Origin of the sequence: Aeromonas sp. FDAARGOS 1408 (assembly GCF_019048665.1) — a bacterium.
Taxonomy (GTDB): domain Bacteria; phylum Pseudomonadota; class Gammaproteobacteria; order Enterobacterales; family Aeromonadaceae; genus Aeromonas; species Aeromonas dhakensis.
The window spans coordinates 980398-994393 of sequence record NZ_CP077394.1; the positions used below are offsets into that span (position 1 = coordinate 980398).

At 63.8% G+C, this 13996-nt stretch carries 9 protein-coding genes and 2 tRNA genes; 6 read left to right on the top strand and 5 right to left on the bottom strand.

Annotated elements, in window-relative coordinates:
* Positions 1-21: 21 nt before the first annotated feature.
* Positions 22-582 (top strand): peptide-methionine (S)-S-oxide reductase, encoded by a 561-nt coding sequence (locus I6L38_RS04740; RefSeq protein WP_216989216.1) that lies wholly within the window; start codon positions 22-24, stop codon positions 580-582.
* Positions 583-596: 14 nt separating this feature from the next.
* On the opposite strand, the gene I6L38_RS04745 is transcribed toward I6L38_RS04740, so the two are convergent.
* Together I6L38_RS04745 and I6L38_RS04750 are read right to left on the bottom strand one after the other, a co-directional pair.
* Entirely contained in the window at positions 597-875 is a 279-nt protein-coding gene (locus I6L38_RS04745) for a peptidylprolyl isomerase (RefSeq protein ID WP_017779266.1), read from the bottom strand.
* 81 nt (positions 876-956) lie between these two features.
* Positions 957-1331, bottom strand: a complete 375-nt coding sequence (locus I6L38_RS04750; RefSeq protein WP_005299231.1) for a hypothetical protein — start codon at positions 1329-1331, stop codon at positions 957-959.
* 654 nt (positions 1332-1985) lie between these two features.
* On the opposite strand from I6L38_RS04750, the gene I6L38_RS04755 reads away from it, so the two are divergent.
* Both I6L38_RS04755 and I6L38_RS04760 read left to right on the top strand, forming a co-directional pair.
* Positions 1986-3686, top strand: coding sequence for an autotransporter assembly complex family protein (locus tag I6L38_RS04755; RefSeq protein WP_301952235.1), 1701 nt, complete (start codon positions 1986-1988; stop codon positions 3684-3686).
* Between the two features lie 79 nt (positions 3687-3765).
* Entirely contained in the window at positions 3766-7533 is a 3768-nt protein-coding gene (locus I6L38_RS04760; protein WP_024942827.1) for a translocation/assembly module TamB domain-containing protein, read from the top strand.
* A gap of 128 nt (positions 7534-7661) precedes the next feature.
* On the opposite strand, the gene I6L38_RS04765 is transcribed toward I6L38_RS04760, so the two are convergent.
* A tRNA-Tyr gene (locus I6L38_RS04765) sits at positions 7662-7746 on the bottom strand.
* A 52-nt stretch (positions 7747-7798) separates the two neighbouring features.
* Positions 7799-7883, bottom strand: a tRNA-Tyr gene (locus I6L38_RS04770).
* A gap of 125 nt (positions 7884-8008) precedes the next feature.
* Between I6L38_RS04770 and I6L38_RS04775 the strand changes: the two genes are divergently transcribed.
* Positions 8009-8518 carry a VC2046/SO_2500 family protein gene (locus I6L38_RS04775; RefSeq protein WP_024942826.1) on the top strand — a complete coding sequence of 170 codons (510 nt, stop codon included), beginning with the start codon at positions 8009-8011 and terminating at the stop codon, positions 8516-8518.
* Positions 8519-8595: 77 nt separating this feature from the next.
* Here the strand turns inward: I6L38_RS04775 and raiA are convergent, their stop codons facing one another.
* Positions 8596-8934, bottom strand: a complete 339-nt coding sequence (gene raiA / locus I6L38_RS04780; protein WP_010634460.1) for a ribosome-associated translation inhibitor RaiA — start codon at positions 8932-8934, stop codon at positions 8596-8598.
* A 370-nt stretch (positions 8935-9304) separates the two neighbouring features.
* Here raiA and I6L38_RS04785 point away from each other — a divergent pair, with 370 nt between their 5' ends.
* Positions 9305-11797: a bifunctional diguanylate cyclase/phosphodiesterase gene (locus tag I6L38_RS04785; protein ID WP_024942825.1), complete on the top strand. Its 2493-nt coding sequence runs from the start codon at positions 9305-9307 to the stop codon at positions 11795-11797.
* A 109-nt stretch (positions 11798-11906) separates the two neighbouring features.
* A complete protein-coding gene (locus I6L38_RS04790) occupies positions 11907-13823 on the top strand; it encodes a transglycosylase SLT domain-containing protein (RefSeq protein WP_024942824.1) in 1917 nt (638 codons plus the stop codon).
* Positions 13824-13996 lie beyond the last annotated feature (173 nt).

A 13996-nucleotide genomic window follows, 5' to 3' on the forward strand; every position in this document is an offset into this window, starting at 1 on the left:
TGCCCAGAAGGATAAACTTAATTGACTGATAACGTTAGTAAATTTATCTCAATCCTGCTGCTTTTCCCAAGTGTTCCGCTGTGGGCGGACAGCGCCGTGCTGGCGGCGGGGGACATGTGGCGCGCCGAGGCCGTCTACGAGACCCTGCCCGGGGTCAGCCGGGTGGAGCCGGGCTATGTGAGTCAGCGGGTGGCAACGGGGTCGAGCTGGCGGGAAGTGCCACCGCGGCGCCAGGCGGTGCGCATCGATTATGACCCGGTCAAGGTGGGGTATGGGGATCTGCTCAACGTCTTCTGGCTGCTGGTGGATGGGGGCGATGGCGACGGCCAGTATTGCAACCGGGGGCTGGCATTTGCGCCGGCCCTGCTGCCGAAGGATGACTATCAGTGGCGTTTGGCCCAGGTGAGCCTGACACGCTGGCAGGCCCTGCACGGGCGGCCGAGCCGGGTAGCGCTCTGGCCGCAGAGCCGGTTCACCCCGGCGCCGGAGATGGAGGACTGGGCGGCGCGCCACCCCTGGCGTTTCGGCTTCTATGCCCGCCGCTGCGGCGGCTGGCCGGTGGAGCTGAATCCAGAACCCTGAACCGGGTCCTGAACTCAGTTGCGGTAGAGCACCTTGATAAGGTGAAAGCCGAACTTGGTGCGCACCGGGCCGAGCACGGTCAGCAGCTCGCCCTTGAACACGGCATCGTCAAACGACTTGACCATGTCGCCCTTCGAAAACTCCCCCAGATCGCCGAAGCGCTTGCCGGAGGGGCAGGTAGAGAAGCGCTTGGCCATCTGGCCGAAGTCGGCTCCCTTGGCAATCTTCTCCTTGATCTCCAGACACTCTTTCTCGGTCTTGACCAGGATGTGCTGGGCACAGGCTTTTTTCATCGGGGTGCTCCTCGGTAGCGGGCAAATTGGGGGCGCAAAGAGTACTCCAATTCCTGCCGCGCGTCAGCCGTCATCGGCATATCAGCCGCGGGCGCGGGCTCCGAGCCGGGTTCTGGGCCGCGCCTGCCAGAGGATCTCCAGCCCGAGCAGGGCATGCAGGCTCCAGATGGCCAGCGGATTGAGCCAGTTGCCCCCCAGTTGCAGGGTCGCCAGGGCGCTGCCTGCCAGCAACAGGGTGATGCCCGGCAGGCGCCAGTGGGTCGGCAGCGGTGCCAGCATGGCCATGCCCAGCAGGATGGCGAGCCCGAACGGCAGGTTTAGCGCGGTGAAGGCCAGCGCCTGCTGGCCGTTCATGCCGGTCAGCAGGGCCAGCAGGGCGCTGCAACAGGCGAGAAAGGTGATGAATTCGAGTCTATCGGCGATGTAGTCCGCCATCTGTTCGCTGCGTGCGTGCATGCTGTGTCTCCTCTGGTGGGGCAGGGGTCTGATCCAATGGCTCCAGTGTGGGCGAGAAGTGAGCAGGGGGGCAGCGGGATAAATCGATTGGGTTGAACGAGGCTTTGATTGTGTGACGGCAACTGTTTGATCCGGCAAGATAAAATCCGCAGTCCCGCGGAGGGGGGAGTGAGATGGCCGAGTACCGGCCCAGTGTCGGCCAGGGGCCTGGCTGTGCCGCTTGGGGAGGGGGCGTCGCTGCTATCTTGACCCGTTGCCGACAGTTGGTGTCGCGCCCATCGGGAAATCGGGGAGATTGCGCCGTCGGGCCGGATTGGCCGGCAGGGGCCATCTGGCCAGGCCCTGAGGGTCATGGATTGCCCTTTTGGGCCCATAGTGGCATAAGTCTGCGGGGGAATGCCTGAAAAATGGGCGGCCCGCGCGGGCAAAGGCTTCAATAATATGGCGAAATTCGCGGTCAACCCGCTCTGATGTCGAGCCGGGGATATGCTAGGATGAGGCGCGCTTGCGATCGAGTGAGCCTCATATTCGTTCTGAATATCGCATTATTTTAATCATGTTCTTCGGGGAAATTGACGTTTGACAGGATGCAATCCGCCCCTGCCTGCAGGGATCTCACCGCCCGCACGGGCTTTTCGTCGTGGGCTTCGCGCGCTGGGACTGAGCCTCTGTCTGCTGCTGTTCGTCACGCCCGCCATGGCGGCCAAACTCACCTATCAGATCAAGGGATTGAAAGGGGAGAACAAGGACAACGTCGAGGCCTACCTCAATGCTCTGCCGGTCTATCAGGAGCGCCAGTACCGTCCGGCCCGCCCCAAGATCACCGAGAGCGTGCAAAAGGCGCTGCAGGTCTATGGCTACTACCAGCCCAAGATCACCCTGAGCCGGGACAAGAAAACCCCCTCTAAAGTGATCATTGAGGTGGATCCCGGCAAGCCGGTCATGATCTCCCGCCTCGACATCCTGCTGGAAGGGGATGCCGGCAGCGACGAGCTCTACAGCGAGCTGTTGGACAAGCTGCCCCTGAAAGAGGGGGATCCCCTCAACCACGGCAAATACGAATCCATCAAGGCGGATCTGGGCAGCCTGGGGCTGGCCCGCGGCTACTTCGACGCCAAGATCAGCAAGAGCCAGGTCAAGGTGTTCCCGGATCAGGGCACCGCCGAGATCTACATCCTGTTTCGCTCCGGCCCGCGTTACCACTTCGGCGAGATCCGCTACGACGCAACGCCGGAGGCGCTGCGCCTCATCCGTCCCCTCATCAACATCAAGAGCGGCGACCCCTATCTGGCGATCCGGCTGGCGGAGATGTCGCAGGATGTCTCCTCCACCAAGCTGTTCAAGCAGGTGGACATCAAGCCCCTCATCAGCCAGGCCGAGCATAACCGGGTGCCGGTGCAGGTGACTCTCTCCAACCGGGTCGATCACGAGATTGAAACGGGTATCGGCTATGCCACCGACGTGGGGCCGCGCATGAGTGCCACCTGGGAGAAGCCCTGGGTCAACCGCTACGGCCACCGGCTCAACGCCACCGCCAAGGTATCCCAGCCCGAGGCGGAGCTCAGCTTCGACTATCAGATCCCGGTGGGCAACCCGCTGCGGGACTACTACTCGCTGCAGGCCGGCTATCAGTACAAGGACAACAACGATACCCGCTCCGATCTGACCACCTTCAGCGTGCACCGCTGGAAGCGGCGGCCGGAGAGCTGGGACCGGGACGTGTTCATCCGGCTGGAAAACGAGGTCTATACCCAGGGTGCTGACGAGGGCAACAGCTTGCTGTTGATCCCCGGCGTCTCCTGGTCGCGGCTGCGGGTGCGCGGCGGTCTGGTGCCCGACTGGGGCGATCGCCAGCAGCTCACCCTGGAGTTCTCCGACCCCTACTGGGGCTCCGACATCAGCTTTGTGCGGGTGTGGGGGCGCAGCAAGTGGCTGCGCACCCTGGGGGAGGATCACCGCTTCCTGCTGCGGGCCGAACAGGGGGCCATCATAGGGGACAGCTTCTCGCTGGTGCCGCCCTCCCTGCGCTTCTTTACCGGTGGTGACCAGACGGTGCGGGGCTACGGCTACGAGACCATCTCGCCGCGGGGCAGCGACGGCAAGCTGCTGGGGGGCCGCTACGTGAGCGTCGCCAGCGCCGAGTACAACTACCGCTTCAGCGACAAGTGGCTGGGAGCCCTGTTCGTCGACAGCGGTACCGCCACGGTCGACTACAGTGAGGCCTGGAAGATAGGCACCGGGGTCGGTGTGCGCTGGGTGACCCCCATCGGCCAGGTCAGGCTCGATCTGGCGGTGGGCATTTCCGAAGATGAGAAGCCGCTGCGGCTCCACTTCGCGCTGGGGCCTGAACTATGATCCGGCCCTGCTCCACCTCTCTTCTCTTATGTTCTTCTGACCGGCCGCTGCGGCTGCATCTTTCGCGGGGGTCTGCATTGTGATCTGGGTAAAACGTATCTTTCTGTGGCTGATGGGGCTCATCTTCCTGCTGCTCATCGGCGTCAGCCTGCTGGGCTTCACCCATCAGGGCAACAAGTGGCTGTGGCAGCAGGCTAGGGCTGCTCTTCCCTCCCTCAAGGGGGAGCTGGTGGCGGGCCAGCTCGGCTACGGCTGGACCCTGGAAGGGGTCGGCTGGCAGGACGAGCTGGTGGACGTCACGGTGGATCGCGCCGTGCTGGACTGGGATCTGGGCAAGCTGCTGCAGGGCAAGCTCTGGATCAAATCCCTTAACGTTACCCACCCGGTGGTCAAGGTGGCCGACTCGGAGCCGGCCCCGGAAGAGCCGTCGGAACCCTTCGTCTGGCACCCGCTGCCGCTGAAAATCCAGGTCGACAGTCTGACGGTGGCGGATCTCGATGTGACAGTGCCTGGGGTGGGAGTGAGCCTCAAGTCCCTCGACATCGGCGCCACCCTCAGCCGCAAGGGGCTGATCGTGCAGGGGCCGGTGCTGGACGGCCTCAAGGTGACCCTGGCCGAGACTGCCAAACCGGCTGGCGTCAAGGCGGCCCCCAACCCGCAAAACGTGGCCAAGGCTGCCGGCAACGGGAACAAAGCGGCAAATGCGGGCAAGGCGCAACCGCCCAAGCCGGCGGAGCCTATCGCGCTGCCCGCCATCCGGCTGCCTTTCCCCATCCAGCTGGAAGGCTTGCAGGTCACGGCGTTTCGCTATCAGCAAGGTGAATTGATTGAAGGGCTCGACAAGCTGCTGCTGTCGGCCAGCGCCGAGGGGAGCGACATCGCGCTGCGCGAGCTCTCCTTGCGCCACGCCATGGCGGATCTGGCGCTCAAGGGCAAGATCCAGCTCAAAGAGGATTACCCGCTCGCCCTGACCCTGGATGCCAAGGCCCGCAAGGGGCTGCTGGATGGCGAACTGCAGGGGCAACAGGCCAGCCTGACCCTCGGCGGTTCGGTGGGCAAGCTAGCACTGGCGCTGCAGGCCAAGGGGCCGGTAGCCGCCAACCTCAAGGGCTCTCTGGCTGCCCTCGACCCCGACTTGCCGTTTGATGCGGGGCTGGAGTGGAAGAGCCTGGGCTGGCCGCTGCACAAGCCTGCCAAAGACGAGCCCAGCTACCGGCTGGAGAAGGGTACGCTGAGCGCCAAGGGCAAGCTCTCCGGCTACCAGTTTGCCTTGAATACCGCCGGCAAGGGCACGGACGTGCCCCCCTTCAAGCTGGCGCTGACCGGCAAGGGGGATCTGACGCAGCTGAACCAGATAAACCTGCTGCTCAACGCCCTCAAGGGGGAGCTCAAGCTGGACGGCAAGCTCGCTTGGGACAAGGGGGTACGCTGGCAGGGCACCACGGAGTTCAAGGGGATCAACCCGGCCGAGCTGGTGCCCGATCTCAAGGGGGCGCTGGCGGGCAAGATTGTCAGCCGCTTCGAGCTCGATGAGGCAGGTCACTGGCAACTGCAACTGCCCGAGCTGAAGGTGGACGGCAAGCTCAACCAGTATCCGCTGGCCATCAAGGGCAGCGCGAGCGGCAACGACAAGATGGAGTGGACCATCCCGGCGCTGGCGCTGCAAAGCGGCCCCAACCAGCTGCAGGCCAAGGGCAGCCTGAGCCAGCAGGCGTGGAAGCTGGATGCGGATCTCGACGCCCCCAACTTGGCCGGGCTCTACCCCGGGCTCAAGGGGGACATCAAGGGGCAGGTGCGGCTGACCGGCAATCAGCAGGCGCCGCGGGTTACCACAGATCTGGCCGCCAGCCGCCTCTATTATGCCGGCACCGATCTGAAGGGGATCGCCATCAAGGGCAATGCCCTGGTCGGCGACAAGCCGGCAGGGGAGGTGGCCCTGACGGTGGCCAGCCTGGTGCAGGGGACGACCAGCCTCAGCCAGCTGGCGCTCAACCTGAGCGGCGATCTCAACCAGCACGCCCTGTCGCTCACCATGAAGGGCGACCCGGTGGCGGCCAACCTCAAGCTGAGCGGCGGCCTGCGCGGGGATCGCTGGCGCGGCGCCCTCGGCGAGCTCAAGTTGAAGACGCCGCTGCGGCGCTGGGAGCTGAGCGCACCCTGGGATCTGGATGTGGATCTGCCGCGGCAGCGGCTGACCATGGGGGATCTCTGCCTCGGCTCCCAAGGGGCCAGCCTCTGCGTCAAGGGCAGTCAGGTATCGGCCCAGCAGGGCAGCCTGGAGTTTGCCCTCAACCAGTTCGACCTCAAGCGCCTGCGGCCCTGGCTGCCGGACAACTTCCGCTGGCAGGCGGTGCTCTCCGCCGACGGGCGGGCCAGCTGGCGCGGCAATCAGCCGACCCTGCACGCCACCGTGCGCACCACGCCGGGCACCTTCGTGGCCGACGAACTCAAGACCGACTATCAGCGCCTCGAGCTCGGGGTGGACTTCGAGCGCCAGCAGGCGGCCATCCGGCTCGACTTTGCCTCCGGGCAGATCGGCAACATCGATACCAAGCTCTATATCCGGGAGCCATCCGGTCGCGGCAATCTCTCCGGCCAGCTCAAGTTTGACGACCTCAAGCTGACCACCTTCGCCCCGCTCATACCCGAGGTGCGCTCACTGCAAGGGGTCATCTCGGCCGATGCCCGCTTCGATGGCACTCTGGCCTCGCCGCTGCTGTTTGGTCAGCTCAATCTGCTGGATGGGGAAGTACAGACCCACTCCGACATGGTGACCCTCTCCAAGCTGGTGACCCGCCTCAAGATTGAAGGCAACCGGGCCGAGCTGGACGGCACCATGCTGGTGGGCAAGGGCCCGCTGGCGCTGGGGGGCTGGCTGAGCTGGGCGCAGCTGCCAGTTACCGGTAGCCTCACCATCGAAGGCAAGGAGCTGGAGGCCCAGTATCCTGGCATGGGCCGGGTGCGGGTCTCCCCGGACATCGCCATCTCGCTGGGAGAGGAGACCCGGATCACCGGCCAGGTGGATATCCCCTGGGCGCGGATCCTGGTCAAGAGTCTGCCCGAGAGCGCGGTGGCGGTGTCGGATGACGTGACCGTGGTCTACGACGATCTGCCGCCGGTGCCCAAGGCCGCGCCGCTGCCGATGGAGATCAAGCTGGCCATCCGGCTGGGTGATGACGTGCGGCTGGAGGCGATGGGACTCAAGACCAAGGTGGGGGGCAGCATCAACATTCGCCAGGATCCCTCGCGGCCGCTGGCGGGCAATGGTCAGCTGGTGCTCAACGATGGGCGCTTCAAGGCCTATGGCCAGAACCTCATCATCAAGGATGGCCGCATCCTCTTCTCCGGCCCCCTCGATCAGCCCTACCTCAACATAGAGGCGTATCGGGATCCCGATACCATAGAGGACAAGGTGACGGTGGGGGTGCGGGTGACCGGGCCGGCCAGCAAGCCCAAGATCACCGTCTACTCGGAGCCGCAGATGGCCCAGTCCGAGCAGCTCTCCTACTTGCTGCGCGGCAAGGGGCTGCAGACCAGCGGCGAGGATGGCGGTTTCAACGGCCTGCTGGTGGCGGGCGCAGTCAGCCAGGCCAACGGCGTGGTCTCCAGTCTGGGGGAATCCCTCGGCATGAGCGACGTGGCCCTCGACACCGCCGGCAGTGGTGAGAACACCCAGGTGACCCTGTCGGCCTACCTGCTGCCTGGACTGCAGTTCCAGTACGGGGTCGGGGTGTTCAGCCCCATCGCCGAGTTCAAGCTGCGCTACGAACTGATGCCAAGGCTCTATCTGCAGGCCATGAGCGGGGTGGCCCAGGCGGTGGATATCTTCTATCGCTTCACCCTGTAACGGGCGGCAAGAGACAAAAACGGGAGGCGCAGGCCTCCCGTTTTTATGGGGGCGTTGAAGGTGCCGATGAATGTGGTGGGACGCTGAAAAGCGAAAACCCGGCGCGAGGCCGGGTTTTCTTGAATAGATGGTGGAGGGAGAAGGATTCGAACCTTCGAAGGCAGAGCCGTCAGATTTACAGTCTGATCCCTTTGGCCGCTCGGGAACCCCTCCACGGGGCATTGCTGATTTTGCATCACAACCTGGGGCGTGACGGCACTTGAAATGGTGGAGGGAGAAGGATTCGAACCTTCGAAGGCAGAGCCGTCAGATTTACAGTCTGATCCCTTTGGCCACTCGGGAACCCCTCCACAAGTGCGAGGCGCATACTAACAGATCTTCTGCGGTTGTGAACCCCTCGGCGGGATTTTTCCTGCTCAAAGGATCGGATTTACGGCCGATAAAGGATGAAACCACCGTTTCCAAGAGTTATCCCATGCTACCCAGCGCCGTTCGTGAGCAATGGCTGGTGGACGAAGCCCAGCTCGGGCAACGTCTCAACCAGGATCTCCAGCACGGAGACAGGGCGGACTTTCGTCTGCATCTGGCCCTGCTGACCGATGCGGTGGAAGAGCAGCCCTGGTTTGATCCCAGGCAGCCAGCAAAGGCAGAGAGTCGGGTCTGGCGCAGCCGCTTTGAGCTGCCAGCGGCTACCCCATTGCAGGGGAGCGAGGATGATGCCGAGGCAAGCGTGCTCAACGAACGGCTGCAGCAGGGGGGCTCCATGGTGGATGTGCGGCTCTGGCTGGCGCTGCGTTCGCCGCCGCTGCTCGGTACCCCGCCTGCGCTGGAGCCCGCCGTCTATGACAACCTCTCGCCGCTTGGGCGCGAACGCTGGCGAGGCAAGCTGGCGGATCAGCCCAGACGCGAGGATCCCTTGCTGATGCTGCCCGTGCTAGATGCGCTCAAGGAGGGGGTGGATGCCGGCCTGCACTGGCTCAGCTGAGGGTGTGCCCAAGGCGTCAGGCAGCAAAAAGGCGGGGAGACCCCGCCTTTTGTGTGATGGATGTGTCGTGCCTTGGATCAGGCGTCGGCTTCGTCCGGCAGCGGGACTTCCTTGCCGGCCGCAGCGGCGCGACGGGCGATGGGTTTCTCGGTGTGGCGGTTGATCTGACGCTCCAGTTTTTGCCCCAGTTCGGTGATGGCGGCGTACAAGTCCTCATGTTCTGCCTGGGCAAACAGTTTGCCGTTGGGGATGCCAGCAGTGGCTTCAACGATAAACATCAGACGCTCTTTGGAGACAATCACATGGGGTGTGATAAGAGGCACCTGAAGACGTTCGAGCTTGTCAAAGCGGGATTCAATGCGCTCGCGGATAGCCGGGGTGATCTCGATGATTTTGCTGGTAATTTCGATTTTCATATTGGCCCCCTTCGGGTCGTATTGCTTGTGTCTTCACCTTCAGATTACTCATGGCTGAACATTAAAATGTGATCTGCATCACTAAATGGCGTCTTGCTGCGAAGGGGAGGGGGAAATTGTGATCTTTTCCCGTTCTGCACCAAAAAGCACTTGAGCTCGACGAAACAGGCAGGCAGTATGGGGAAACTTGGATCGTTTCTGTCCCTTCGTGGCAGCGCCGCATGTCGACCTCATGTCCGGTTTTCACCGCTTAGTCTCGCATCTTTCGCACTTCCCCCCGCACCGCCCTTGCCGACGTGCGCGCTGAGAATGTGGGCGCTATCGAGTCGTCAGGGACTTGAACGTGGTTGTTGTGGTGTTGGAGTAGTACATGAAACAGCAAGCCACTCAGATGATGTGGTTTTATGATCGGCAACATGCCCAGTGGAGCCTGTCCGATCATGCCTCCTACCAGCTCTGGCAAGGGGAGGGGCCTCACCCCTGGTTCGGGCAACTGGCGGCAGATGACGAGGCCGGCTTTGCCGACTTTCTCGCCAGACTCTATCACTCCCAGCAACCGGCCCAGTTCATCGGCCACCTCGGCGACGAGAACGGCGAGGTGCGTCACGTGCTCTGGAGCGGCCAGTACGTACCGGCCCAGCAGATGTGCTGTGGCTGGATTGCGCCGCTCGACACCACCCGCAGCACCCAGTTGCCTGCCGATCTCTCCCAGCAACTGCCACTGCTGCAAGACCCTCTGCTGACCCAGCTGGCCCAGGCGCTCTCCGCCCGTACCGGGCTCGATTTCTTCAATACCCTGGTCAGCCAGCTTGCCCACATTCTGGTGGCGGATGCGGTCTGGCTGGCGGAGCGCACCGGCAGCGAGCGGCTCAAGGTGCTGGCCTGTCACGGCATCGACCTCAAGGAGTACGAGCTGGCGGGCATGCCGTGCCAGCAGGTCTATCAGCGCGGCGAGACCTGCATTCTGCCGCTCACCGCCGAGCATCTGCACTGCGCCGGCTTCAAGGCAGGGCAGGGCTACTACGGCCTGCCCCTGTGCGATCGCAACGGCCAGCTGCTGGGGCACCTGGCGCTGCTCTTCTCCGATCAGAGCGCGATCCCCAATCTGGGCTCGGTGCTGACCACCTTCTCCATGCGCATGGTGGCGGAGCTGGAGCGGCTGCAGAGCGATGCCCAGCTGCGCCTCTCGGCGGTGGCCTTCGAAACCCACGAAGGGATCATCATCACCGACCCCGACTTCAAGATCCTGCGGGTCAACCACGCCTTCAGCCAGATCACCGGCTTTGACAGCCAGCGGGTGATCGGTTTGCACCTTGGAAACGATCTCTGGTGCGGGCTGGGGGGGCTTGGCTACGAGCTCGGCAGCCTGAGCCGCTGGCAGGGGGAGACCCAGCGCCTGCACGCGGATGGCTATCCCTATCCTCAGTGGGAAATCGTCACCCCGGTGCAGGATGACAGGGGGGCGATCAGCCACTTCGTCATCTGCTTCGAGGATATTTCCGAGCGCAAGGAGGCGGAGCGCCGCATTCAGGATCTCGCCTACTACGACGAGTTGACCGGCCTGCCCAACCGCCGCCAACTGCACGAGACCCTGGCCCACGCCTTTGGCGAGGCGAGCCGCGACTATCTGATCGGCGCCCTGCTGTTCATCGATCTCGACCACTTCAAGACCATCAACGACTCCCTCGGCCACGCCACCGGCGACTGGCTGCTCAAGGAGGTGGCCAGCCGGCTCAAGCGGCTGGTACGCCAGGGGGATTGTCTGGCGCGCCTTGGTGGCGACGAGTTCGTACTGTTGCTGCCCTCCCTCTCGGCCAGTCCCCCCCAGGCGGAGATGCAGGCCGACCTTATCGCAGAGCGGCTCATCAGCGAGATTGCAGCCCCCTACAACCACGCCGGTCAGGTGCTGCACATCGGCGCCAGCGTCGGCATCACCCTCTTCCCCGGCCGGGAGCAGGGGGTGGACGATCTGCTCAAGCAGGCGGACACCGCCATGTATCAGGCCAAGTCGGCCGGTCGCAAGACCCGGCGCTTCTTCGACGCCTCCATGCAGCTGCAGGCGGATCGCCGGCTGCTCATCCACAACGAGCTGCGCAGCGCCCTCAACCAGCAGGAGCTGACCCTCTACTACCAGCCCCAGCACATGGTGGAGGGGGGAGACATCATCGGCGTCGAGGCGCTGATCCGCTGGCAGCCGCCCGGTCGGGCGCTGGTGTCGCCTGCCGAGTTCATCCCCATCGCCGAGGAGACGGACCTTATCGTCGACATCGGCAACTGGGTACTGTACGAGGCCTGCGCCCAGTACGTACGCTGGGAGGAGAATGGCATCCACATCCCGCAGCTGTCGGTCAACGTCAGTGCCAAGCAGTTTCACGCCGCCGATTTTGTCGACCGGATCCACGACGTGCTGGCCTCCACCGGCATGGATCCCGCCAGCCTGAATCTGGAGATCACCGAATCCGTGGTGCTGGGCCACGCAGAAGACACCATCAGCAAGATGAGCGAGCTCAAGGCGCTCGGCATCAGCTTTGCCATCGACGATTTTGGCGCCGGTTACTCCTCCCTGAGCTACCTCAAGCGGCTGCCGGCGGACGAGCTCAAGATCGACCGCTCCTTCATCCAGGACATACCACGCGATGGCGACAACATGGCCATCGTCGAGGCGGTGATCGCCATGGCGCGTCACATGGGATTCAACGTGACGGCGGAGGGGGTGGAGTCGCGCCAGCAGCTGGAGTTTCTGCAGGCCCAGGGCTGCCACTTCTACCAGGGCTACCTGGCCTCCAAGCCACTGCCGGTGACCTACCTGGAGCGCTACGTGCGGCGCCTCGCCCGCAGTGAAAGCCTCGCCAGCGGCGAGTAAAAATAGTCTCGCCGGCGAGCTGTAGCCCCCGAGGTTAACGGGTAGAATGAGGGAATATGACACCACCGCCAACGGGCGGTGGCATTGCCTCTCAATGGAGACGTCTCTCGTGAAAGCCGTGCAGGGAATCATTTTATCGGCGCTGTGCGTGCCGGGGCTGCTGACGCAGGTGGCGGCGCAGACCCTGGAACAATCTCTCTATCGCCAGGCTTATGACGCGGTGCGGGCCGACGATCAGGCCCGTTTTCAGCAAATTCGTGCCCGTTTGACCCATTATCCGCTGCTGCCCTATCTCGACTACTACCAGCTGGCCTTCCGGCCCGGGGCCGCGGACTATGGCGACGTGACCCGCTTCATCCGCGAGCACGGCGATACCCCCCAGTCCAACCGGCTGGAGCGCAGCTACCTCACCTATCTGGCCCAGAGCCAGCAGTGGTCCCAGTTCCTGCGCTTCTACCCGGCCAAGCCGAACTCCACCGATCTGCTCTGCATGCACTATCAGGCGCGCTACTACACCGGTCAGCAGAGCCAGGCGCTGCAGGAGGCGGGCAAGCTCTGGCTGAGCGGGCAGTCCCGTCCCGATGCCTGCGATCCCCTGTTCCAGCTCTGGCAGCAGGCGGGCTTGCGCACCCAGGAGAAGATCTGGACCCGCATGACCTTGGCCTTCGAGGCGGAGAACCCTAATCTCATCCGCCACCTCGGCGCCCAGCTCGGTAGCGGCATGAAGGCCTATGGGGATCAGATGATCACCCTGTTCGAGCAGCCCGCCAAGGCGATGAACACGACCTATTTCACTAACGCAGCCCCTTCCCGGAAGTTGCTGCTGCTGGGACTGGCCCGCTATGCCAACCAGCAGCCGGAGGCGGTGTTGGGGCAGCTCGGCTATCTGCGCTCGCGTTTTGCACTGAGCGCGGCCGAGCTCAAACCGGTGGAACGGGCGGTGGCCAGACGGCTGCTGCTGGATCGCTCCACCGCCCAGCGCAGCTGGCTGGATGCAACGGTAGTGCGCCAGGCCGACCCGGATCTGCTGGAGCTGCGGGCTAGGCTCGCTATCTGGGAGCAGGACTGGAAAGGGCTCTCCGGTTGGGTCAAGCGCATGCCCATGGGCCTGCAGAAGGAAGATCGCTGGCGCTACTGGCTGGCGCGCTCGCTGGAAGTGCAGGGCCAGCAGAAGCCGGCGCGGGATCTCTATCTGGAGACCGCCAATCTGCGCGGCTTCTACGGCTTCATGGCGGCGCAGCGCACCGGCGTGCCCTATCGGATGAAGAACCAGAGCGTGGCGCACAAGGTGCCGGACTGGCGCACCGCCAGTCGCCGCTGGCCCTTCCTGCTGCGGGTGCGCGAGTTGCTCGACATGAACGAGATCACGGCGGCGCGGGCGGAGTGGATCCACAACATGGATCGCAACCCGGTGGCCCAGCGCCTCGAGTTTGGTCACATCGCCCTCAATCAGGGCTGGCACGAGTTGGCCATTCTGGCCAGCATCCGGGCCGAGGCCTGGGATGCCCTCGACTTGCGCTTCCCGCTGCCGCTCAAGCACACCTTCTCCCAGATGGCGCAGGAGCGAACCATGAACACCAGTCTGCTCTACGCCATCTCCCGCCAGGAGAGCGCCCTCTACCCGCTGGCGCAGTCGCCGGTGGGGGCGAGAGGGCTGATGCAGCTGATGCCGACTACCGCCAAGGAGACGGCCAGCAAGCTGGGGGTGCCCTATCGCAACGAGCAGCAGCTGTTTGATCCCGCCATGAACATCCGCCTTGGCAGCGCCTATCTCAAGCGGCTGCTGGATGTGTATGACGGCAACCGGATCCTGGCGGCGGCGGCCTACAACGCCGGCCCCGGCCGGGTCAAACGCTGGCGCGATCAGAGTGCGGACAAGCCGATGGATGTCTGGGTCGAGAGCATTCCCTACAAGGAGACGCGCAACTATGTGCAGAACGTGCTGTCGTTCGACCTCATCTATCAGCACAAGCTGCAGCAGCCACTGCGCTTCATGTCCGAGCGCGAGCTGAGTCACGCTTATTGAGACGGCTGCCGCCCTGGCGGCAGCCGGATTCCCATTCCTTCCCCAAAATGGTTATTATCCCATAAGGTTTTGTTACAAAAGGAAACCTGCCAGGTGATCGGGCGCCCTCTCTTGGTCTGGCAGGTTCGTTATAATCGCCCGTTCAACACAGACAGGCTTCCCCAACAAAGGAA